This is a genomic window from Photobacterium sp. MCCC 1A19761, assembly GCF_037389125.1.
Taxonomy (GTDB): Bacteria; Pseudomonadota; Gammaproteobacteria; order Enterobacterales; family Vibrionaceae; genus Photobacterium.
Genome location: NZ_JAZGTF010000003.1, coordinates 1 through 24,049 on the forward strand (window position 1 = coordinate 1; position 24,049 = coordinate 24,049).

At 55.2% G+C, this 24,049-nt stretch carries 19 protein-coding genes; 8 read left to right on the top strand and 11 right to left on the bottom strand.

The features are described 5' to 3' along the window. Positions 1-681: 681 nt before the first annotated feature. Positions 682-2,235, bottom strand: a complete 1,554-nt coding sequence (locus VV869_RS05090; protein ID WP_337733898.1) for an MFS transporter — start codon at positions 2,233-2,235, stop codon at positions 682-684. Positions 2,236-2,356: 121 nt separating this feature from the next. On the opposite strand from VV869_RS05090, the gene VV869_RS05095 reads away from it, so the two are divergent. After that, entirely contained in the window at positions 2,357-2,989 is a 633-nt protein-coding gene (locus VV869_RS05095) for a TetR/AcrR family transcriptional regulator (protein WP_337733899.1), read from the top strand. Between the two features lie 62 nt (positions 2,990-3,051). Here the strand turns inward: VV869_RS05095 and VV869_RS05100 are convergent, their stop codons facing one another. Beyond that, positions 3,052-4,110: an alpha/beta hydrolase family protein gene (locus VV869_RS05100; RefSeq protein ID WP_337733900.1), complete on the bottom strand. Its 1,059-nt coding sequence runs from the start codon at positions 4,108-4,110 to the stop codon at positions 3,052-3,054. A gap of 122 nt (positions 4,111-4,232) precedes the next feature. Continuing rightward, complete coding sequence (locus tag VV869_RS05105; RefSeq protein WP_337733901.1) at positions 4,233-5,165, bottom strand: DUF2860 family protein; 933 nt, start codon at positions 5,163-5,165, stop codon at positions 4,233-4,235. 259 nt (positions 5,166-5,424) lie between these two features. Here VV869_RS05105 and VV869_RS05110 point away from each other — a divergent pair, with 259 nt between their 5' ends. The 4 genes from VV869_RS05110 to VV869_RS05125 all read left to right on the top strand — a co-directional run bounded on the left by VV869_RS05110 (position 5,425) and on the right by VV869_RS05125 (position 11,868). Next, positions 5,425-6,294, top strand: coding sequence for an ABC transporter six-transmembrane domain-containing protein (locus VV869_RS05110; RefSeq protein WP_337733902.1), 870 nt, complete (start codon positions 5,425-5,427; stop codon positions 6,292-6,294). Then, complete coding sequence (locus VV869_RS05115; protein WP_337733903.1) at positions 6,291-7,622, top strand: efflux RND transporter periplasmic adaptor subunit; 1,332 nt, start codon at positions 6,291-6,293, stop codon at positions 7,620-7,622. The genes VV869_RS05110 and VV869_RS05115 overlap by 4 nt, the downstream gene beginning before the upstream one ends. Continuing rightward, positions 7,619-10,849: an efflux RND transporter permease subunit gene (locus tag VV869_RS05120; protein WP_337733904.1), complete on the top strand. Its 3,231-nt coding sequence runs from the start codon at positions 7,619-7,621 to the stop codon at positions 10,847-10,849. Before VV869_RS05115 ends, VV869_RS05120 begins: the two co-directional genes overlap by 4 nt. A gap of 68 nt (positions 10,850-10,917) precedes the next feature. Further along, a complete protein-coding gene (locus tag VV869_RS05125; RefSeq protein WP_337733905.1) occupies positions 10,918-11,868 on the top strand; it encodes a helix-turn-helix transcriptional regulator in 951 nt (316 codons plus the stop codon). Positions 11,869-11,912: 44 nt separating this feature from the next. Here the strand turns inward: VV869_RS05125 and VV869_RS05130 are convergent, their stop codons facing one another. After that, a complete protein-coding gene (locus VV869_RS05130; protein ID WP_337733906.1) occupies positions 11,913-14,531 on the bottom strand; it encodes a cytochrome c peroxidase in 2,619 nt (872 codons plus the stop codon). Further along, positions 14,528-16,195, bottom strand: coding sequence for an Lcl C-terminal domain-containing protein (locus tag VV869_RS05135; RefSeq protein WP_337733907.1), 1,668 nt, complete (start codon positions 16,193-16,195; stop codon positions 14,528-14,530). The genes VV869_RS05130 and VV869_RS05135 overlap by 4 nt, the downstream gene beginning before the upstream one ends. 250 nt (positions 16,196-16,445) lie before the next feature. On the opposite strand from VV869_RS05135, the gene VV869_RS05140 reads away from it, so the two are divergent. Then, positions 16,446-16,856, top strand: coding sequence for a hypothetical protein (locus tag VV869_RS05140; protein ID WP_337733908.1), 411 nt, complete (start codon positions 16,446-16,448; stop codon positions 16,854-16,856). 227 nt (positions 16,857-17,083) lie between these two features. Here the strand turns inward: VV869_RS05140 and VV869_RS05145 are convergent, their stop codons facing one another. Beyond that, on the bottom strand, positions 17,084-17,350 hold the full coding sequence (locus VV869_RS05145) for a hypothetical protein (RefSeq protein ID WP_337733909.1): 267 nt from the start codon (positions 17,348-17,350) through the stop codon (positions 17,084-17,086). Between the two features lie 389 nt (positions 17,351-17,739). On the opposite strand from VV869_RS05145, the gene VV869_RS05150 reads away from it, so the two are divergent. Then, the gene (locus VV869_RS05150; protein WP_337733910.1) at positions 17,740-19,602 is read left to right on the top strand and encodes a methyl-accepting chemotaxis protein; all 1,863 of its coding nucleotides are present in this window, start codon (positions 17,740-17,742) and stop codon (positions 19,600-19,602) included. Between the two features lie 90 nt (positions 19,603-19,692). On the opposite strand, the gene VV869_RS05155 is transcribed toward VV869_RS05150, so the two are convergent. The 3 genes from VV869_RS05155 to VV869_RS05165 all read right to left on the bottom strand — a co-directional run bounded on the left by VV869_RS05155 (position 19,693) and on the right by VV869_RS05165 (position 22,599). Beyond that, positions 19,693-20,946, bottom strand: a complete 1,254-nt coding sequence (locus VV869_RS05155) for a sialidase family protein (RefSeq protein WP_337733911.1) — start codon at positions 20,944-20,946, stop codon at positions 19,693-19,695. Positions 20,947-21,021: 75 nt separating this feature from the next. Beyond that, on the bottom strand, positions 21,022-21,474 hold the full coding sequence (locus VV869_RS05160) for a TlpA family protein disulfide reductase (RefSeq protein ID WP_337733912.1): 453 nt from the start codon (positions 21,472-21,474) through the stop codon (positions 21,022-21,024). Positions 21,475-21,729: 255 nt separating this feature from the next. Next, positions 21,730-22,599 carry a hypothetical protein gene (locus tag VV869_RS05165; RefSeq protein ID WP_337733913.1) on the bottom strand — a complete coding sequence of 290 codons (870 nt, stop codon included), beginning with the start codon at positions 22,597-22,599 and terminating at the stop codon, positions 21,730-21,732. Between the two features lie 237 nt (positions 22,600-22,836). On the opposite strand from VV869_RS05165, the gene VV869_RS05170 reads away from it, so the two are divergent. Next, entirely contained in the window at positions 22,837-23,247 is a 411-nt protein-coding gene (locus VV869_RS05170) for a VF530 family DNA-binding protein (protein ID WP_337734188.1), read from the top strand. Positions 23,248-23,349: 102 nt separating this feature from the next. Here VV869_RS05170 and VV869_RS05175 read toward each other — a convergent pair whose 3' ends face one another. After that, a complete protein-coding gene (locus VV869_RS05175; RefSeq protein WP_337733914.1) occupies positions 23,350-23,661 on the bottom strand; it encodes a type II toxin-antitoxin system RelE/ParE family toxin in 312 nt (103 codons plus the stop codon). Beyond that, positions 23,649-23,906, bottom strand: a complete 258-nt coding sequence (locus VV869_RS05180) for a type II toxin-antitoxin system Phd/YefM family antitoxin (protein WP_261603561.1) — start codon at positions 23,904-23,906, stop codon at positions 23,649-23,651. Before VV869_RS05180 ends, VV869_RS05175 begins: the two co-directional genes overlap by 13 nt. Positions 23,907-24,049 lie beyond the last annotated feature (143 nt).

Here is a 24,049-nt window from a genome sequence, read left to right on the forward strand (position 1 = left end):
TTGTACTCTTTCCAGTTATCTGTTCGGTAAGTGCTTTTTCCCATGAGGGTGGCCTGTCAGTAAACGTCACAAGATCAGATCACTGACTGCAAGAAAAGTTCACGCCGATTTGGTCAACAAAGCCTCGCGACGGTACAAATATCATCATATTGACCATGAAGTTCAATTGCATATAAAGCTGCATTTAAGTTCCCATGATTATGTAGATCATCTCGTTGCTGCAAAGCGACCCAAAAGGTACTTTCTTCTAGTTGTGCGTAGGCCATGAAATTCTCATTGTTAATTATGTGTGTTAGTCGAAAATATCACACACTTTGAGACTCCTGCAATTGATGATCATTGGTTTATCCGGAAAAAATATCGCAGTGAGAGTTCATACTGAAACTCAAATATGTCCTATCTCGCATGGACGAGATTCAGTACTTTGTCTCTTGATAGTTGTCGACTATGCAGGCAATTCTGATATAGGGTTTACCTAAACTCAGCTTATCCGAAGTAAAATCTTTAGATCCCAACTCCTAACACGAAATTGTCCATTTCCAAGTTACAGAGCCTACTTCCCAGTAGGCTATTTGTCAGATGTGGTCACATCGACTTAGTATATGACACAATCAAGCATGATAGCGGCATGTTAGGCCACCTATAGCACTTTCTTCGCCTGCTACGACATGGCCCCCCAAGCTAAACCACCTCACTTTGGGCATGCCCCTGTTCCTCATGAACAATTGCCTGCCCCTCAACCTCAGCTCCAACCGACACGGTTTGGCGCTCATCGATAAACAGCACCAACAGGCCTGTTGCCAGCAGACTCAGGAAGCCCGCGCAGAACATAGCGATACCGAATCCGGTTGCCATGGCGGCACGGTAGGCTGACAGTAGTCCTTCGTTACCGGAAGGCAGTTCAGAATGAACAATGGCGCGCCGGGCGAGCGCAACCGCATCCTGCAAATTCCCGGAGCTGGCCGCCTCTGCCATTAGCTGGATCGCGTAAAGGCTCATGAGGCTGCCTAACACGGCGATGCCCAGGGTCATGCCAATTTGGCGCAACGCATTCATGGTGGCTGATGCAATCCCGGCGCGCTCTGCCGGTGCCAGCCCCATGACCATCATCCCGGTTGCAGGAACAGAAAGCCCCATGCCCAGCCCCAACACAGCGAGGGCACTGCCGACCACAACATAAGGGGTATTCGCCGTAAACAGGGCCATCGCGCACAGGGAAATCCCAACCAAAGCGTAACCGCCGACCATCAGTGTTTTCAGCGAAAAGCGATGCGCCATCCGGCCGAACAGCAACGATGAAATCCCCATGACCGCAAATTGTGGCATCAGATGCCACCCGGCCATCGATGGGGTGTCCCCCTGCGCCTGCTGCAAGTACAGGGACAGGAAGAACAGGCTGGCATACGCCGAAAAGCCCAAAGCAAAGGAAGCCAGGTTGGCCACGGCCAGTGAACGATGACGAAAGAGATCGATCGGAAACAGCGGTCGCTTGACGCTTGATTCGACCCAGACAAAGGCGACAAAAGCCACCGCAGCGCCGAGAAGCGGCATCAGCACTTGCGTTGTTGATGCGCCATGCTCGCCAATTTCGATCAGGCCATAACTGAGCAGCCCAAGCCAGATCATACTCAAGACCTGTCCGGCAGGATCAAAGGCCGCCTGATCGGGATGTTGACGCTCCGCAATCCCCCAGGCGCCCAGCACAAGGGCAATCAGACCAATCGGGACGTTGACCAGAAAGATACTCGACCAACCACTGTGTTCCAGCAGTAACCCGCCGAGCAACGGACCGGAAATCAGCGCCAGCGCACTGCAGGCCGACCATCCACCAATCACCCGGGCTCGCTGACGGGGATCCGGAAAGGCGTGAGTCAGAATCGGCATGGCCCCCGGGATCAACAGCGCCCCCGCAATGCCCTGCACAGCGCGGCCCCATAACAACGTGGACAGCTCAGCCGCACTGGCGCAAATCACCGAACCAAAAACAAACAGGGCCACACTCCCCAACCATACCCGCTTATGACCATATTTATCTCCCAGCGGGCCGGCCGACAGCATCACTGCCGACAGGGCAATCGCGTAAATGTTCACAATCCACTGGAGCCCTGCCATCTCTGCATGAAGCGCGGCCTGCAACGTCGGCAGGGCAACGTTGACAATGCTGATGTCCAACGTCGCTAAAAATGTGCCGAGATAGGCCGCAATGACCAGTGCATGAAGTTGATAGCGTTGCATTTGATCTCCCCTCTCAAATGAGAATAGATATCAACAATAATCATTGACCGACCGTCGGTCAATCAATATTATTCAACTTATTGCATTCAAGGCATCACCGGATACAACAAGGCCAAAGCCCATGAGAGACAGAACGAACCGGCCGGAGCCGGAAGCCCCGAAAACCCGGCGTATCAAGCCCGCTGAAGTCCGTCTGGATGAGTTGATGTCCGCTGCTGAGCAGCTGTTTCTTGCCAAAGGGGTGGATTCAACGCCAATCAATGACATTGTGGCGCTGGCAGGGGTCGCCAAAGGCACCTTCTATCACTACTTTGCGTCCAAAAATGAGCTGCTGGCCGCGATGCGACTGCGCTATACCGCTCAGTTCCTGAGCCGGCTTGAAGCCAGCATGAGCCGCTGTGAAGCTGATGACTGGCTTGGCAAACTCGCTGCGTGGATTCAGGAATCGATTGAGGCCTATGCAGAGACATACCGCCTGCATGACATTGTGTATACCAACCATCATCACCACAACCGCAGCAACCCGGATAAGAACGCGATGCTCGATCAGCTACAGGCCATGCTTGAAGACGGGACCCGCTCAGGCGCATGGACTGTGGCGCAACCGCGAATTACCGCATTATTGATTTATGCGGGCGTTCACGGCGCAACCGACGACCTCATCGCCTCGCAGGAAGCGGACCATCAGGCCTTTATCCGTGGGGTGATTACCGATTGCTTACGCTTGGTCGGCGTTAAGGAAAATGCCGCTTAGGACAAGCTACTTAGAATTAACGGCTTAGAATATGACCGCTTCATAGCAAGCTGGGCTGATGGCTAAAGCGTGGTGTTATTTCGCTCCCCCACCCATACACCGACCGCCCAGCCGTTTTTATTCGCCGCTGTGAGGTCAGGGCCGTTGAGCAATCCCTGGCTCTCCAGCCAGCCCATCAAGGTGGACAAAAATGACTCCGCGAGCGCATCTTCCTGCAGCCATTCCATTTTCAGCCATTCCCACCAGCCAAAGGCTTGCAGTGGGAAAATTTCAGAATCGAACAGGCCATGATTGGCTTGCTTGAGCAGTGCGGTGGTGACATTCGGGTGTGACTGACGCTGCCAGCCTTGATACTCATGGCGGGCATCGACGTTCAGATCGTCTTCGCCCCATAACAGCAAAGTCGGGATCCGAATGGCACGGTAATCGGCCCCTGCGTCTGATCGAAAGTTATTCATCACAAAGGCGAAGCGCTCCGACGTCATTGCGCTTTCCCCTGCCCGGGCAGCATACTCGGCGTAAGTCGGCGCGGATTGGAAAAAGGCAATTTCCTCGTCATATTCACGCAACTTTGCGGCGATCTGCGACGGACTCAGCCCTTGTTGGGTGTATTTTTGCCGGGTGTAATAGCGCCCCTGATCTATCCAGTTGGCGGCAAATCCAACCCCGATTGCAAATCCGAACCGATCGTCGCGGGTCGCCAGCGCCGGGACCACCCAGCCCGCCTGACTAAAGCCGAGCAGCCCGATGCGCTGCGGCGCGATGCCATGGGTTTCCTGCACCCATTTCGCCACCGCCAGCACTTCCTGTTGCCGCTGGGCCATGGTCTGCGCCAGCCAGTTGCCCTCTGAGTCATCCACGCCCGGTTTCGCCCAGCTCACCACCGCGATCCCGTGTCGCCGCAGGGTTTGCCAAATGAGCGGATAATAACCATTGGCATCCGCAGGCATGGCGCCATCACCATGGACAAACAGCACCACGGCACTTGGCACCGCATCACCAAGTGGCGGTAAATACTGTCCCGACAGCTGCTTGCCGTCATGCGGTAATTGAAAAGGCGCAGCATGCGCGCTCGACAAAAACATCCCGAACCAACACAGCAGCAACATCACAGTTTTCATTTTCATTCTCCCTGATTGTTCTGACTCACTTCACAGGCCAAAAGCACTGAGCGCCCTGATAACGCGCCGCGCACTTAAAACGCAGTGCTCTTAAAACGCGGCGCTCTTAAAACGCGACGCTCTTAAAACGTATAGGTGGCTCCAACCATCATGCTGACGGTGTCCTGATCATAAAAAGCGATATTGGCATCGGTTTGCTGATACATCGCCATCGCCAGTAAGCTGACCCCTTGCCAGCCGGCAATGTCCTGATATTCATAGGTAAACACAGTACTAAAATGATCTTCATCCCGCGTTTTGCCAAACACCGGATGGACGGCGTCATATTCTGATCGGGCATACCGGCCGTCCAGCGCGAACTGATGGGGCCCCATAGAAAAGTGATAAGTCAGCTCAACCCCAAGGCGCTGATAGGCCATCGCTTTTCCTTCCGCGTTGTCGTCGCGATAGATCAATGCCGGCTCGAGATAAGAAGTGCTCCCCAACGGTAACCCCACCGCCACGCGGGCAAGATAACCGTCCCCGTCACGCACCAACGACTGACGTGGCACGTTCAGTTGCTGTCCCGACCGCTCACGATCCAGTTCCCTTTCATAGACAATCAGGTCCGCTGAGAAAATACTGACATCGTACTGCAAACGCAGCGCATTACCGGAAACGTCCGTTTCCTGCCGGGCAACATTGACAAGATAAGGATCGACCCAGGTTTTGCCGTCAACGACAGACGGCAAGAATGCCAGGGAGAGGTGACTCTCCGGAGCCAGGGTATACCGGTACCCCAGTTCCAACGCGAACACGCCCCGGACAATATCTTCATCGCTGGTCCCGGCAAACAGCTGATGATCGCCGAAGTCATAGCGCAACTGGCCGAATATTGTGGTGATCTCCTCCGTCTCTGACTTCCCTTCACTGTTTAAATCGCCGGTTTTCACTGCGTGATCGGTATTGAAATTACTCCGTACCTCGCTCTCCCCCAGCAAGAACCCGATCTCCCCGCTCAGCCCCTGAGACGCCTGTACATCGCAGACCATACCTGATGCCAGGAGTCCCATCATAATTCCGGATACCTTGTGTTTCACATTTCACCTCAAATAACACTGGTTTTAAACCCACGCGCCGATTTGATTACGTCGCCATGAGTCTTGGTGGGGTGATTATTCATCTGAGGCAAAAAGAAAAAGTGTCTCAACTTGCTGTTCTGATCCACAACACAAAGATTCCCTGCCGCTGGCCGCAGACGCTCCGCAGTCTGGGACACGTTTTTGCTTCCCGGTTGTCACATACTGCCCCCGTATTTCATGCAGGAGGCAACTGATGGCAAGTTCCGCAACAATCACAGTGCGATCGATTATCCGCGCTTACCCAACCCAAGTCGCCGTCACCTGGCTCATGGTGGCGGTTGAAAATATCCTGATGGTGCTGTTACCGCTATTGATCGGGTTTTCCATCGACGGCTTACTCAACCAGGAAACCCACGATTTTATGGTGCTGGCGACGGTGCTGCTGCTGCTGGTCGTGGTGTCTGTGGTGCGCCGCTTCTACGATACCCGTGCGTACGGGACGATGCGGGTTGACATCGGCAGGCAGGTGGCCCACAGCCACCAGCACTCTCCGATCACCCGTCGCAATGCCCGCCTGACCCTGTCCCGCGAGCTGGTCGACTTTCTGGAGCACGAATTGCCGCCACTCTTCACGGCCATCATTCAGCTGTGCGCCTCCATGGTGATCCTGGCCGGCTTTCATCCGGTGCTGGCCCTGCATGCCGGTGGGGCTGCCCTTGCCATGCTGTTGACCTATGCCTGCTTTCACAATCATTTCATCCGGTTAAACACCATGCTGAACAACCAGCTGGAGCGTCAGGTCAAGTTGCTGTCCCTGGCACCCGGCATCAGCATCCGCTCGCACCTGCAAAAACTCAGAAGGCGGGAGATCCACCTCTCTGATACCGAAGCGCTGACTTTCGGGCTGATCTTCCTGATCCTGTTTGGCTTTGTCCTCGCCAACCTGTGGCAGATCACCCACACCACCGGGCCAAGTGCCGGAGAACTGTTTACGATCGTCTCTTACTCGCTGGAGTTCGTCGAAGCGGCCATTCTCCTGCCCACCACGCTGCAAACCTTGTCCCGGCTCAGTGAGATCAGCCAGCGCTTAACCCCTCATCACATACCGGGAGTCGAATCATGAAACCAGGAAAACGCCTGCCCCTACTCTGGGCTGCCTTGCTCTTGCTTGCCGCCATTGGTGTGGTGACGTTGGTGCACCCGGACCCGATCCCTGCTGAGCCACCTCAGGCCACCCGCCAGCCGGTGACTTATATCAGCGCCACACCCACGGCGTTTCAGCCGGTGATGACGCTGATCGGCACCACCACACCGCGCTGGTTCAGCGAAGTTCGAGCGCCGCTCAGCGCCAAAGTAACCTCGATCAGCCCGCAGCTTGAGCCCGGCACGCTGGTCGCCCGTGACACGCCGCTGGTGCAACTGGAGACCACACAGCTTGAAAGCCAGCTGGCGCAGGCGACCCACCAGCTCAAAACTGCCGAGCTCGCGCTCGAGCAGGCGCGGCACGAACAAACGGTGGCGTTAAAGATGCTGGCCGGGAAACACAGTTCCGCCTACGCCCGCCGTGAGCCTCAGCTTGCCGCTGCCAACGCCGAGCTCACCCAGGCCCAGGCTGTTTACCGGGCGGCGCGCCAGCAACTTGAAGACGCGAGACTGGTCGCGCCCTTCGATGCCCTGATCCTCAGCCGCACCGTCAGCCCGGGACAGTTTGTCGAACAGGGCCAGGTCCTGTTTGAACTGGTCGCCAGCGACGCCATCGATATTCAGGTGCCGGTGTCCGAGCGCCAGTGGCAGGCTCTGTCTCAAACCTTGCCTCAAACCTTGCCTCAAACCCAGTCCCCGGCCCCGCCTGATGCTGAAGTGATGGTCCGGAACCGGCAGCAATACAGCTGGCCGGGCACTTTTCGCTACCTCGTGCCGCAGGCCGATGCCGCCTCACGCCAGCGACAGGTCGTGTTTTCTGTTTCGGATCCATACCATGCACAGCCGCGTTTGTTGCCCCGGCAACAGGTCAACGTCGACATTCGGTTAAACGAACATCCGGCCGCTTTTTTGCTCCCGTCCAGTGCGCTGACCCGGGATAACGAGGTGTGGTCAATCACCACAGACAATCAGCTGCGGCGTGAGCCAGTCACGCGATTGCAGGCAGGTTTTCAGAATCAGTTGCACGAAGAAAGCCAGGGCGTTTGGGTTGCGTTCGCGCAACGCCCGACCGAGCCCCGTCGTATCGTGGTCTACCCGCTGGACAGCATGCTCCCCGGACAAACCGTAAAGCCGGTTTTGTCAGGCAGGGCTGATTTGAAAAGCCCTGATGTAGATAGTCCTGATATAGGAAGCCCCGATGTAAAGAGTCCTGATTTGAAGAGCCGTTATTTGGAGAGCTCTGATTTGACGGAGACTGGTTTGAACAATGCTGATTTAGCGAATACGGATGTGGAGAGCCGACCATGAACGGACTGACCCGCTGGTTTATCGATCACCCCATTGCGGCTAACCTGCTGATGGTGGCAATTCTGGCCGCCGGATTACTGACCGCCGGACGGCTCAGGGTCGAGTCTTTTCCGCAGATGGCCCCGTCCAGCCTGGTGATTGAAGTGGCTTATCCGGGAGGCACCGCCCGACAGATTGATCAAAGCATTACCCAGCGCGTGGAAGAAGCCGTCAGTGGGCTGGCCGGGATCAAACAGATCACCAGCCAGTCATCGGCAGGCATGGCGACGATCCGGGTGCGCAAAACCGCAGCCACAGATTTGGATCGCCTGCTCGAAGATGTCCGCGATCGGATCAACAGTATCGAGAGCTGGCCGGCACTCGCCGAAAAACCGATCATCCGCCGCGATGCGTTCACCAACCTCGCCGCGTTCGTTGTGATCTCCGGAGATCGTCCGGACCGCGAGCTGCAACCCATCGCCCGGCAGGTTGAACTGGCATTAAAACAACACCCGGACATCGCCAACGTTTCGAACTGGGGGGCAAGAGCGCCACAACTCATCATTGAGCCGGATATCGACAAACTGCGTCACCACGGACTCAACCTGGAAAGCCTGGCCGGGATCCTTGAACAGATGTCGCTGGAAACCCGCAGCGGCGAACTCAAGCGCAGCAGCGGCCGATTGGTCCTGCGGGGAGACGGTTACGCCGATGATTTATCGCGTCTGAGCAACCTTGAAGTGCTTTCCACGGCTGCGGGCACGCTGACGCTGGGGGAACTGGCAACATTGCGCCGGGATTATGAAACCACCGGGGCAATTGTCCGCAACAACGGCGACAATGCGATCGCCCTGTTGATCAGTACCAGCCAGCAGGACAACCTACTGCAAATCAGTCAGGCCATTGAGGACACCTTAGCCCAACAGCGCCAGCGTTTGCCGGCCGATATCACTCTCTCCACTATGGCCGACATGGCGCCCTACATCGAAGATCAGCTCGACCGCCTGACCACCAACGCCTGGCAGGGGCTGTTGATTGTGCTGCTCCTGCTCGGGCTGTTTCTGGATCTCAAGCTGGCCTTCTGGGTCGCACTCGGGATCCCGGTCGCGCTGTGCGGCACCCTCGGCGCGATGAACGGGCTCGATTACAGTATCAATGACATTACCCTGTTCGGATTCATTCTGGTGCTCGGCATTCTGGTCGACGATGCGGTGGTGGTGGGCGAAAGTATCCATGCCCGGCAACACCCGCACCGCCCCCCGAAGGAAGCAGCCTGGCAAGGCGTCCACGCGGTTTCCGTCGCGACGGTATTCGGGGTACTGACAACGATCGTCGCCTTTTCGCCCATGTTGTGGCTGAACAACGATTTTGGCCGGCTGTTCGCGAGTTTTTCCGCCATCGTGATCATTGCCCTGCTGTTCTCCCTGATCGAAAGTAAGTGGATCTTACCGGCGCATCTGGCCGGGTCATCCGTACAGCTTCGCTTGCCGTCATTCGTCACCCGGACGCAACAGTCGGCACAGCAGCTGTTGGAGCGGTTCATTCAGGCGATCTACCGTCCGTTGCTGCAACGCGCCCTGCATCACAAGCTGGCGACATTGCTCAGCTTCAGCGCGGTCGTTGTGCTGGCCTACGGCCTGTGGGCCAACGGCACCATCCGCAGTGCCCTCTTTCCGGAAATCCCCGGCCGCTACATCACCGCCAAAGTCACGTTGCAACAGGGAGCGCCGATCCCGCTTCAGGAAAAGGCGCTGGCACAACTTGAACGCACGGCGCTGCAACTCAGCCAGCAACTGAAGCAAGAATTTTCACTGGCGAGCCCACCGCTCACCAACCTGCTGGCCTGGTCCGACGGCTATGGCGACATTGAGGTCACCGCAGAGCTGTCTGCCGAGGCGCTGCGCCAGTTGCCTGGTAATCAGCTCCTCCATGACTGGCGCACGTTCACCGGCCCAATCGAAGGCGCCGATTCCCTGCGCTTCTCCGCCGCAGATGCCCCGGCCGGTGGTACCCGACTGTCGGTCTCCGCACCAGACAGAGCGCTGGCACAGCAAGCCGCGGCAGCATTAGCAGCGCAACTCACCCGGCTTGCGGGCGTTGACGATGTGTATGACGATGGCAACGGCGGACAGGATCAACTGCGGATCCGGCTCAATGCGTTTGGTCGCCAGTTGGGGTTGACCCAGCAGCACATCGCCAAGCTGACCGGCGAAGCATTTGGCCAAAGAGAGCTGCACCGGATCCTGGATCACGGCCGGGAGACCAAGATCATTCTTCGTTATCCGAGCGAAAACAAACGCAGTCTGGCACAATTACGCCAGACGCCGGTGATACTGGACAACGGGCAGGCCGTCTTACTTGAGGATGTCGCGACCTTCACGGTCGAGCGCGAGCCGGAAGTGCTGTATCGGCGCAATCGGGAGCAGGTGATCAACCTGTACTGGCGGCAGGACCGAACCATCCAGTCACCGGAGCAGACCTTGCAACAACTCGACGCCGATATTCAGGCCATCGAGTCCCGCTTTCCCGGTGTTCGCATTCACGCCGCGGGTGAGTTCGAAGAAATCAGCGACATTCAGCAAGGGCTGACGTCGGCTTTCATCCTGACAATCTTGCTGATCTACATTTTACTGGCGATCCCGCTGCAATCTTACTGGCAGCCGCTGCTGATCATGGCGGTGATTCCTTTCGGTGTTGCCGGGGCAATTCTCGGACATGGCCTGATGGGGCTGCCGATCAGCCTGCTCTCCATGCTCGGCATGATGGCCATGACGGGGATCGTGGTGAATGACTCGCTGGTCCTGCTGACACAGTTCAATGCCAACGTTCGATCCGGCATGACGCTGCACGCGGCACTGTCTGAGGCATGCACCGGGCGGTTCAGGGCGATTTTCCTGACTACAATCACCACGGTCTGCGGCCTGCTGCCGTTATTGTCAGAAAGTGCAGAGCAGGCGCAGTACCTCAAACCGGCCGCCGTCTCGTTGGTGTTCGGCGAACTGCTGGCAACGGCGATCACCCTGATCCTCACGCCGGTGTTGCTGGCCTGCTTTAGCCGGTCGCAAGCGCCACAGAAAGCGCCACAGAAAGCGGCGCCATCCCCAATGGCCCGAGAGTCAACGCCGTATCCAATCGCTGAGGCTGAAGTTGCTGCACCAGAAACAGAAGCAGAAGCAAAAACACCAGAACCAACCGCTTCCCAGGCCCGAACACCAGATTCAAGTGTACGGAGTGAGCCCTCATGCTAAGCCCCCAAGTTGCGTTTATGTCCGACACCCGGCATAGTAAATCAACTCAACTAACTGTATTGCATATAATGTCGGATCAACCCAGTTCTCCATATAACCTGGTTCCGGAAGTCGCTTTACTCAGCTCACTGCCTGAGCACCTGCAACAGCGGTTTGCGCGGGCGCTGGAAATCATGCATCACGATTACAGTGAAGGGCTGACCTGGGAGGCCGTGGCCGAGCAAAGTGCGATCTCCCCCTTTCATTTCCACCGCCAGTTTTCCCAACTGTTTCACGAAACGCCGGGACAGTATCTCAGCCGGATCCGGCTGCAGGTTGCAGTATCCCTGTTGCTGGATGCCCCATCGAAAACGATCACCGACATTGCGCTCGAAGCCGGCTTTTCGTCATCACAAGCGCTGGCCAAGGCGCTGCGCCGACAGTTGGGGACCACCGCCAAAGTGGTTCGCCACCTCGCCCATGCCGGGACACCGGCCCAGACCACAGAGCTGCTGGCCCGGCTGGCCCATCCGAGCACCGAGCAAGCCATTGAATTTCAGCTCGCCGACAACCTCCCCTGCGAGCTAATCCGTTTCCCGGAGCGATATGTCAAACCCCGCCCGATCCCGGATTTTGAATGGGAGAGAATGTGCGAGAAGCTGGGCCATAAGGTGACCCGGTTGGTGTGTCTGGCCCCGGTGGCCGAGCTGGATCAGCCCTGGCATGCCATTCCCTATCATGTCGGGGAATGGGTCAGCCACGCGAGCAAGGGAAACTGCACGGTCAAAGCGGGCGACTATTTGTGCTGTGAAGTCTCGATCGCCTCGGATATCGGCTATCTCACCGCGCAGGCGGGACTGTTTGATTATGCCGAGAAACACAACCTGCCGATCGACCCCGAAGGCTATCACATTGAAATGATCCGCGAAGTCGAGCTCACCGCCACCGGCAGTGCCACGTTTGCGATGCAGATTCCGATCCTTCCAGAAGTGCCCCTTTCTCTCGAAGGTATAGAGACGAAAAAAAGCAGCTCCTGTTGAGCTGCTTTTGGCTTGGGTGATTCTGTCATGGAATGCGTGGCGCTTTAGCGCTGCCCTAGCTGTTCTGCCGTGGCCGACTGTTGCGGACTGTCGGCGGTGATCGCCTGCATGAAGGCTTTCAAAGCCTGCGCTTCCTGCTGGGTCAGATTCAGCGGCCGGATTTTTTCAGACAGCTTCGGATAGTTCGGATCGTACTTGCTCCAGCCAAACGGCGCATTACTGGCCATGCCTTCCGAGTACATGGAGATCACACCGTCCATGGTATGGACCAAGCCGTTATGGAACCACGGCCCGGTATTCATCACATCACGTAGTGACGGCGTTTTGAACTTCCCGACACTGTCACTGTTGCCATCAATGTTGAACTGGCCCAGATCTTCAAAGAACGCCTTGTAATACGTCAGACCGACATTTTCAAAGGCATGGTTGGTCAGTTCCGGTCCCATATGACAGTTCACACAGCGCCCGTTGCGGCGGTAAATATCCAGCCCCCACAATTCCTGATCGGTCAGCGCGCTGGTTTCTCCCGCCGGGGCTTGAGCCAGGAATCGGTCAAACCGGCTTTCCTGACTCACAATGGTACGCTGGAAGGTCGCCAGTGCCATGCCGAGCTGCTCGGCCGTGATCGGCCCCTGACGAAACACCGCTTCAAATGATGCCGGATACGTCGGGTGCGCATTCAACCGCTCGACCAAATGCGGCAGCGACTCGGCCATTTCCAGCGGATCCTGGATCGGCATCAGCGCTTGCTGCTCCAGATCCAGCGCACGGCCATCCCAGAACAGGACCGGCAAAAAGGCGCTGTTGACGATGGTCGGCGCATTCCGTTTGCCCCGCTGGCGATCATGACCGATAGAGACTTCACGCTGATCGGTCCATCCTTTTTGCGGATCATGGCAGCTGGCGCAAGACACATCCCCGGCCCGTGACAAAAACGTGTCGAAGAACAGTTGCCGACCCAGCTCGACTTTATCGGCCTGATACGGGTTAGCATACGGAAACTCAGGTTTGGGCATCAACCCCATGGTTTGATACTGCGCGATATCATCAACAAACGGTGCCGGCCAGTTCGCCGGGGACGTCGCATAGTCCTGACGCAGCCGGGTCATGTTCGGCTGACCATGGTTGTTGAGCGAACGCGGATCTTCGGTGGCCCGCGGCTCAAACTCCGTCGCAACCAGCAATACCCGTGCCTGCTGGCCCGGTTGTGCCGGTACCGGTGTCAAGTCGGAGACTGATGGCAATGCCAGTGTCCCGAACCCGGATGATGTCCGGACCCAGTAATCCCCAGCTTCAGGGTGATTCAGAGACGCCTGATAAAGCAGCGAATAATCACCACCGGCAACGTCTTGATGCAGCAACATCGACAGCTCTTCCGCGGTTGGCACCCGCCAGTCGGTACGGCCGCAGGTGTTGGCATCATTGAGTTGCTGTAACAATCCGTCCAGGGTACAGGTGTCCTGATCACACTGAGCAACGTCAGTATCCGCGACGAAGGTGTTGGCAGTGTGCGTCACGTCGTCAGGGTTCGGCGTCAGCCAGTAAACATATGAAAAACGGCCATCGCGCAGGAACAGGTTATCCCGCACCAGTCCGCGCATATCGTCCAGACAGCGCCACGGCGTCTGCACGTAGTTGTCCTGCTGCGCCTCCCGTGCCAGCGGCTGCCCGTGTGCATTGAGGCGGATAAAGCTCTCCGCTTCCGGCTGTGGCTCAACTTGCTGACTCGGCAGTGTCGGATCGCGGTACTCGCCGCTGACCAGCATTACCGAGGCCGGTTTGCGCTTATTCTGGGCCGCCACCGCGTGTCGGCTGGCCCCGAAACTTTGGCGATACGCCAGGTTATCGACTTGCTGCTCGCTGGCATCTTCTGCCAGCCAGTACGATTCAAAGCCAACCTGCGGGAAGAAAAACGGATCAATCGCGGCCTGGTTGCGATCCAGCGCATAGTCCTGCTCGCTCACCAGATTTTTCATTTCATAGCCAAACGGCAGCCGCCAGTCGTCCTTACCGCACCACTGTTGCGCGTTGGCATAGTCGATCAACGCCGCGGTATTACACGCGCTGTCACCCAAAAAACCACTGTCACCCAAAAAGCACTGCGCGGCTAAATTCGGCAGCGTCGCTACCCAATCCTGCCAGGCATAGGTTTCCTGCGATGGCGCTGTTGGCACTGCCCAGGTGATCCCCTGATGCGTCTCCGCGTCCGAGACGCACTGCCAGTGCGGCGCGGCTGCCGGGTCCTGCAGATCGATTTGGCTAAAGCGCGGCGGGTTCTGATCCACCCGCATCAACCAACGGATTTCCGTGACGCGATCGGCATCCACCAACTCAAGCCGAAACGCATCCGCCCCGGTGGCGGTTGAAGGCGCCTGATAGATGAGCGTATCACCCGCAAGGTTCACCTCGCCCAGCTTAGGCGGCTCAATCAACCGCAGGGATTGACCCGGCTTCAGCGCATATTGATAAGAAAACAGCGCCCCTTGTGTCACCTGCGCTTTCGGCGTTAAGGCGACCGTTTGGGTGCCTTCTGTCGTCGTCGACGTCCCACTCGTTTCACTGCCAACCGTCGGCGACGGCTGGCTCTCAGAGCCGTTACAGCCACTGAGCATCAGGGAAACGCCCAGCGCAACCGCACTGAATTTCAGATTCGAGCCATTCATTGCTGCTTCACCGAGGTTGAGATCAGACGCACCCGATACAGCGAGCTGTTCATTTCACCACTGCTTTCTGCCCATTCCGATTGGAACGCCACGGCCCAATGCTTGTTTTCCGGCTCGTATTCGTCAACGGTTTGCGTCCAGTAATAACTGTTCTCTTCGACCACGGTGTCGTTAAAAATAGAGTTCACATAGCCCGCACGGTAAGAGATCCCTTCCATGTCAAATGCAAAACTATCCATCAGAATCGATTTAAGCTCGGTTTCCGTCGGCAGACGCCAGTCATTGCGGCCACATAGAGTCGCGGCATTGATGGTGTCAACATAGCTGCGGGCCTGCTCAAACGTCATCCCCGGCAGGTCTTTGTCCACCCGCTGCCAGAGGATCTGGGTATTCGGTACTTCCGATGCAAAGTAGGTATCTGTGGTACACGCCCACGTTTGAGCCGACTGATCCACCAGCGGCTGACCGGATGCGCCGTTTTTAACGAAGCGGTTTTGCCACTTAGCATCTTCATCACCGGCAGCGTTGATTTCCGGCTTCAGGGTAGCCGTGACTTCTTCAATGCTGTTGTCAGCGTCATCGGCAATCACCGCGCCGCTCACCAGCATGGCCAGACGCGGCTCATTGGTCGATCGCGGCGGCATCCGGTCATCCGCGAAATCGCTGCTCATCCACATCACATGGGCATCGCCCACCGTCGCATTCGATCCCTGCCAATCGCCCGGTGTCGCATCGGCGTCATGGCCGTTCGCATACTGGGTGAAGGTGCCGGTCCAATACGCTTCATCATAATTGGCATCCACAAAAGGAAAATAGAAACTGTCGATCGGCGACAGTCGCTGGGCTTCATCAGTTAACTGCTGAAACAGGATGGTTTTCCACTCATTTCGGGTTGGCAGTCGCCAGTCAGATTTACCGCATAGCTGCTGCTGATTTGCCGCAGCGACCAGACTATCGGTATTGCATGTGCCGGTCAGGCCACACGACGCTTGGGCAAAATCCCGATGGTTCTGGCTGCGATCGCCCCAGTAAAAGCTGGAATCAAACGCAAACTCGCCACTGGCCTGCAATGTTTGCCAGGTCAGGCCGGTTTGCGCGTCCTGCACGCAGGACCAATCCGTTTTGGCCAGGGTCATCACCTGCTCGTCCGGGCTCAGCACCTGTCCTTCGGTATCGACCTTAAGATAACGCGGCACGAACGTCTGATCGGCTTGCTGATGCTGAGGCAACGCGTATCCGGACACCTGGTACGCCACGCCATCAACTTGATAACGGATTTCAAAATGATATTGCAGGGCGGAAGCCTGAAGGGAAACCGGATGGGTATCCGCCTGCTTGAGCGCGACCTGTGCTGCGTAGGGCTGAAACACAAACAGGCCCGTCGCCGGATCGACCGAGGACCGGCCAAAGTTGGTCTTGATCTGGCTGACTTGATCCGCGGTTTGAACGGAAACCCCCGGCGCTTCGAAAGTAAGCGTGGAGACATCAAGATGTTTGATCTGCTGGTGTGTCAGCGCAAGTGTGCGAGCTGTCTGGGCAGAAGACTCACCTTGCGTTTGACCTGGCTTTGATATTGGCGTCCCGGTGCTTTCACTGGTGGCGTGGCTATTGCAGCCGGCCAAAAATGCCGCAGTGAAAAATACTGATAACTGATTGTAATTCATTATTATATTGCATGTGATTATGAGTGGGCGCAGATATTACGATCGGGCATAATCAATTGCAAGTGAAAACAATTCGTATTAACAATACAATTTGACTAGCCGGTATATGGGTCGAGCCCCGGATGCCGCGGCCAATGCGCCACTCATGCACCACAAATGCGCCTGCCTGCCAGGACGCACATTTCACCGGACAGATGACCAAGAACCATTACACTTAATCGTACCTTGTCCGTTTAGAGGTCATTCAAACATGAGCACCCAAACTGCAACGTCGCTGAAACCGTTTTCTCTGGCTAGTGCACGCATATGCTGCGCGATGGCGATCGTCTCGGCACTCTCCGTCCCGGATTCCCTGGCCGCGCAAGACACACTCAAAATTGCCATTGCCAACGATATGCCACCCTATGTGATGGACAATGCAAGCAACGGATTAGAAGTCGACGTCGTCAAACAGGCACTGGCAGACTATGACATCCAGTTCGTCCAAGTGTCATACCGTGATTTGCAAAGCGCCGTGCAGCAACGAGGCGTTGATGCTGCGATTGGCGTGATGGCCGATGACAGCGGCGTGTTTTACTCCGACAACCTCATCACGTTCGCCAACTTTGCCATCAGTAAGAAGGCCGATCAGCTGACGATTCACACCATCGACGATCTGTAAAAACATCCGGTTCTGACCTGGCAAAACGCTTATACGGAGCTGGGCGGTGCATTCGAATCTCTGTTCTCCCCCGTTTCTGAATACCGTTCCAATTACCGTGAATTTTCCAACCAGGCCGATCAGGTTAGCCAATTCTGGAAAGAGAACGGACAGGTTGCGGTGATCGACCGAAACATCTTTGCCCACTTCACCAAAGCGCTTGGACATCCGCTGAATGAGGTGGCCTATCACACCTGTTCCCGGCCGTGACCCACTTCAGGGCCGGTTTCAAAGATGAAGCCGTAATGAAAGCCTTTAACGCGAAGCTCAGTGACATGTGCCAAAGCGGGGCGTATGCGAAGCTTCTGGAACAACATCACGTCACTTTGGCACGAACGGTATGCGATGATCAGTAATCCCCCGCCAGCACACACCGCCATCCCGGCGGGTGTGCTCCGCATTGCCCCTTTTGATGATTCAACGAACACATATTTTTCACGAAAAGCTATTTTCAATATCAATCCATTGTGCACCGTCTATTCAAATTACAGTCGTGTTCATTTGATTAACGTCTGAAGTTTCATTTTATTCCATCATTATTTTTCGAGCCGTTCGTGAGCACCATCACTTTTTATTTATTGGTTTATTTTTATTGACCTCACTGATGATTGACGCCAATCAAAAATAGACGCGATTGCTTGAAAGCAAATAATCAAAGCACTGTTCCACCGGATGACTGTCATAAAAATTTAACCATGATAACCCCTTGTTTGGTGTGGAATTATCCCTATAATCCGCTCCCGTCCCCATCATCATGAGGAAGTCCCCTCTACCCCTACACCCGGGCTGACAAAAACTATTACACATTCGAGAGTTCAGCCTTCGACAGGAGTCACACCCCATCATGACAATTAAAAATATTTTGCGCAGTATGGCTGCGGCGATTGTTATTTCACTGGCAATCTTGATGGCAAGCTCATCTTATTTTTTTTATAAAATCGAAACGGTAATGCAGGCCGCTCAATTCATTTCCGTCATTGAATCCGACATGCTGACGTTACGACGGCATGAAAAAGATTTTCTCGCGCGCAAAAACTTAACCTATAAAGATAAATTTGATGCCCGGTTTGGCGAACTAAACGAGCACCTGCAACAGTTAGACACCCATTTAGACGCAGCCGGGATTGCGTTTTCTCAACAGCAGGCGCTGCACGATACTTTTTCGGCTTACCAAACGCAGTTTCATCAGTTGGTGGCCATTCAACAAAAAATCGGGCTGCACGAGAAGGACGGGCTCTACGGCACGCTGCGAGATGCTGCCCATGCGCTGGAATCACTGATCAACCAACAAAACGATGCCCCGTTGCAGGTCCAGCTGTTGCAGCTACGCCGCGATGAAAAAGACTTTATGTTGCGTTTTGACGACAAGTATATCGACACCTTCAACCGCCGTGTCACCGAGATGGAACGCCGGCTCAACACATCCGACTTTGCCGCCATTTCAGCGCAGGCAATACCCCTGTTACACACTTACCAACAAGCCTTTCAGCAATTTGCTGAGGGCTCCCGGCAAAAAGGTCTCGACAGCACAGACGGTAAAATTGGTCAGCTGAGACACACCATCCAGCAAACCGAAACTTTGCTGGCCGAAGAAGCAGCGTTGCTCAAAACTCAGATCGCCGCGGTCCAGTCAGAGGCTAAAAACGTTCAGCTCCTGCTCGGCATGGGGATCACCCTGTTCATAGCGGTCGGCGTCCTGTTCTTCGCCGGTAAAATTTCACACCGCCTGGCACAGGTGACTCACCGGATGAATGAGATCTCCCATGGGGACGGCGATCTGCGGGCCCGGCTCGATACCCGGGGCCAGGATGAAATTGCGGAACTGAGCCAGGCCTTCAACACCTTTGTCAGTAAAATCCATCATACCGTTACCGGGGTCACCCACGCGGTCAACCAGCTGGCCGAAACCACCGGTCAAATGGCCGAGGTGATGGCACAGGCTAATGCCGACTCACTCAAAGAGCGCCAAGATATCAGCCAGATTGCGGCCGCCATGGAAGAGATGAACGTAACCGTTCAGGAAGTGATGCACAGCACCAATCAGACCAAAGATGCTGCCGAGCTGGTCCGCCAGCAAGCCCATACCGGGTGTGACGTCACGCAGCAGGGTCTGCTGGATGTTGAGCAACTGGCAGGGGAAGTCGGCAATGCCTCGGACACAATTCAGAAACTGGTCACACACAGCCATCATATCAGCGAGGTGTTGGGCGTGATCCAGGGGATCGCCGATCAAACCAATCTGCTGGCCCTCAATGCGGCAATTGAAGCCGCGCGGGCCGGTGAATCCGGCCGCGGCTTTGCAGTGGTTGCCGATGAGGTGCGGAGTCTGGCCTTCCGGACTCAGGATGCCACCCGGGAAATCCTGATCATTACCGGCGACATTCAAACCGATGCCGATGCCGCGACTCAGGCGATGGCGCACAACCTGGCCCAGGCGACCCGGACGATTGCCCAAACCCGTAAAGCTAATGATGCGCTGCTGGAGATCACCGATTCGGTGGATCATGTCGGCGAAATGAACCGCCAGATTGCGGTGGCCGCCGAGCAGCAAAGCCATACCAGCAATGAAATCAGCCAACACATGGCCGAGATCAGTACGCTGTTCGAAGAATCCGTCGCCGGGATGGCGCAGCTCTCTGCCGCCAACCAGCAGCTCGTGACCATGACCCGGGATCTCCAGACGCTGGTCGATCATTTCAGGCTCTGACGCCCTCCCCCCCCAAAAAAAAACGCAAAAAAAAACGGGCATCGTTTCGCACGATGCCCGTTTCCTGATCCGGTTTTGTTTCGGCCGGTGCTACAACGACACCTGGGCCGTCTTCACCTGTTTGCTTTCCCCCACCTGGGTCCACGACAGATACAGGTTCTCACCCGCGGCCGTCAGTGAAGGAAAGCCGGTCGAGCGGGCTGCTGGGGTCTCTGCAGCGACCACCTTATTCAGCAGCACACCTTGCGGGCTGTACTTCGCCACGTTAATTTGTGCCGTTGCCCCTTGCTGATCCATCCAGGCCACGGCAATGTCACCGGAATCCAGCGTAGTGATCGCAATCCGTCCCATGGTATTCCCTTTGCTGATCATCACCGGCGCAGCAAAAGTCGCCCCCGCATCGTTTGAAACCGCCAGTTTCACCTGCGCCACATTGCCGCTCATGGTAAACCAGGCCACAGCGACCTGCTCGTCTGCTGCGGTGATCGCCGGACCGTTGACCGGACAGCCTTCGATTCGCCAGTGATCTGCATAGACCGCGGTTGGCTGTGTCCATTGCTGATCGACATAGCGCACCACGGAAATGTCGCGGATCTCAGTTTCGGAGCGATCCCGGTAGGCCACAATCGGCCCTTTGCTGGTCATCGCCGCACTGGTCTGGCAGCAATCACACACCCGGTGATCCAGTTCCCATTCATCGACGGTGTTGCTTTGGCTGTCAAAGATCCCGGCGCGAAGCGTCATTGCACCACCGCCATGACCATGAGAATGACTGCCTTCGCCGTGTCCGCTTTTGGTATAGCGACCGTCAAGCCAGGTGACAAAAGTCTGCTGGCCAGACAGCGGCAACATGCTGACAAAACCATGTTCAGCACTGACACCGTCTTTGTGCGGCGTCATCGCCTCTCCCCACTGACGACCATGATCGCCGGAAAAAGTCACTTTGACATCGTAGTCATACTTGCCATCGGCCCGCTTTTGCAGCCAGTGCGCGGCAAGGCGATCACCGTCAGCAATCAGGGAGGGGAAGTCCGCCCAGTTCACAAACCAGTTATCCCCGGACGCAATCGTGGCCGGTTCGCGCCAGTGGCCATCCTCAAGCGTGGCGTAGCGCAAGCGGCTGATTTGCGTGTCCGCATTCTCTTCCACCCAGGACAGGTACACCTTGCCGTCACTGTTGGTAAACAGGCGAGACAAGCTGCTGTTCTCCCCAGCCGGGCTGACCAGTTGATTGACACTTGGTTGCCAGGGCTGTTCTTGTTGAGATTGGGCCTGTTGGGATTGGGAAGCACATGCGGTCAAAAATAGCAGTGGCATGCTCAAAGCGCAGATCATTCGCTTCATCGGAAGTCCTTCATCATCATGAATAAAGTAATTGGATACAAATTGAGGTGCAGCGGGCGCTGCTGGGGTCATGCGTTAAGTGGCGTTCTGTGCCGCCGCGAGCGCCTTCTCGATGTCTAGCCGGGATTGTTCACCCACCAGCATCTTCACAGGCTCGCCTTGTGGATTCACAATATAGGTGGTCGGCAAGACAACCGGTTGTGGCAGATTGGCCTTGATTTTCGACGGTTCATTCAGCACCGGAAACCGGATGTCCAGACGTTCCAGCGTTTCAATCAAATCCTGCCCGGCAAGGCTGTCAAAGTTCGCGCCAACCATCATGACTTGGCCGTCCAGCTCTGCCGACAACTGATTAAACGCCGGAATTTCCCGACGGCATGGTCCACACCACTCCGCCCAGTAGTTCACGACTTTCCATTGTCCCTGCCACGACAGTGCTTTACCGTAAGCATCCTCAAAGGCATGTACCAGCGATGTGTTTAACAGTCCACCCAGGAGTAAAGTCAGCAGCGTCATTTTTTTAATCATGTGGTTTATCCGGCAGTGAGAGTCCATGTGCAACGTCCTATGGCACGTTGTGAAACGCCATTAACATACATTATGAATGCAAGTTATTATTCCGAGACGCGCACATTTTCTTATTAACAAGATGATAACTGGCGAGTATTTGATTTGCATCAACTCTGCCCACAGATGTGAATGACTGGTTATTCTGACAACAATGATGCCCATTTACACCAACTGAACTGTTGCCGGAGACCGCACTTGCTGATTGGCGCCCAGTCAAACATCCCCATCCTGGCTAGCGCTTATCAGGTGTTGACGCGCCTGTGGGCTCACGGTCTGTTGTCTCAATGCTCTGGCATATTCCCGCATGATCCGGGCGTTATCCGCCTTGTTGGCATCCCCGCAAACTTTGCCCCGATAATAGATGTCCGGACTTGAGTAAACCGGCAATCTCAGGTCGTTATAACTCATCACCGTCCCTTCTCCTGAACAGCTATAACCGCGTGCGTAAGGCTTCAACAGATGTTGATTTTCATCCGAAGTCGTTCGGTTCAACCGAAGCGACAGATACGAAAACCAGGTCAGTTCCTGGTGCTGCGCCCAGGCTAAATGGCCCAGTTCATGTTCGATCGTATCATCATCGGCATCATGGGCAATCACAAACATGCGATCGTTCAGTTCGACCGCCGCTTCGCCGGAGAAGTCATCAAAATAGCGATCGCTTCGGCCCAGCATCACGCCGTAAAAATGGTTGGGCTGAGCGTGAAGGTGTTCCAGAGCGGGTTTCCCAACCTGACGAACCAATCCCTGATAGACATGCTCAATCATCCACATCGCTTGTTCTGAAAAATCAACGGTCTGGATCTCCCCCATCGCCCGGCGCATCGGGACACAGGAGTTGGCCAGGATCTCATTGCTTTTTTCAATGGCGTGATGAAGCCCGCCTTGCACTTCATCCATGCTCCGATCTTTGAGCACACCTTCCGACACGAAAAAATGGATCGGTGTGATAACCACAGGTTCATCCGCGCACGAAGGTAATTCCAGCCCACGCTGGTCAACCTCGATCGGATAGAGCACCGGCACAAACGTCAATGCAACACAGGTTGCGATGATGAGATAAGGGATTGCGCGTTTAAAATTCATGTATTGTCGTGACGTATCAAGGATCGCATCTTTTTCGACTCATCCTTGTCCTGTCCAGGTCCTTGTCATTCGGAGCGATAATCATAGGGAAGAGAGGCAAGTTCTGCTATAGTCCCGGCCTCCAATTTTCATGTCACGGTTCAATCATCTGTGCCGCCGCGGCGCGCCATTGAATACTCGTGCGGAAACCACAACCCAACCAGCGTCGGCAGATGAGAAACTGAGGAACGTATGATGATGACTGAAGAAGAAAGAATTGAGTTACAACAAAATAACCCCCTGCACGGTCTGAAGTTAGAAACACTACTGCAGGAGCTGGTCGATTTTTACGGTTGGGAAATTCTGGATACCGCCATGCGGTTTAACTGTTTTCATACCAATCCGTCCATTACCAGCAGTGTTAAATATTTGAAAAAAACCGAGTGGGCAAGAGAAAAACTGGAGAACTTTTACCTCTACCGGTTTAAACGTATGCCCCGTGCCTCCAGCGAAGAGTTTGAATTGCCGCCACGTGCGCGCACCTTCCCGCACGGCCTCAAGCCCAAAGAGCCCATGGAATTGACGGTGGATTCTATTTTGAAATCACAAGCCAAAGCGGCGTCTGCGCACAAAGAGCGCTCATCCCGTGGTCGCAACTTTCGCCGTTAATTGAGAGCCTCGTAACAGGTTAAATCGCAAAGAGCCAACCATCGCCACGATGGTTGGCTCTTTGTGTTTTGGGAGGCGACATACGAATTTTCGGTGAATCGCTCACGACGACGATTGCTGGCTTAACAGGAATTTACGTAGATCTCGCTCTTCACGCATGACATGCAAAATAAAGACTGTGTCGCCTTCTTGTTTATAGAAAACCCGGCACGGGCTTACCACAACTTCACGATAGCTTAAATGTTGCAATTCAGGCGGAATACGCCCTGATTCTGGAAAAAGTTCCAATCGCTCAACTTTTTCAAAAACGGATTGCACAAGTAACTTGGCAGCAACGAGATTATCGAGTGCGATGTATTCAGCAGTTTCATTTAAGTCTGATAAAGCTGGATCGGTCCAAATTACTTCAGCCATTTTGACATTTTTTCCTTGGCTTCAGAATGAGGGGTCACGTTGCCCTCTGCGATCGCTCGCTCACCACGGGCAATCCCCTCTAACATCGCGAGGCGATTTTGCATGAACTCATAGTCTTCAACATCCACTAAATATGCTGACGGTTTACCGTGCTCAGTGATAAGCACAGGTTCTTTACTGTCGTGAAGATCTGCCAAGATTTTTGTCGCTTGACGCTTTAGGGATGTAACCAGTTCAACTTTCATAACTGCGGCTCCAAAGAAAGACTCATACCAATCACAGTAAATAAGTGATCAGAAATAGCGCAGGAAAAATGCTTGAGAACAAGGCAGGATTTTTCGATAAGTAGTTATTCTACAATCAAAAATTCTAACGCAGTTATCGAGCA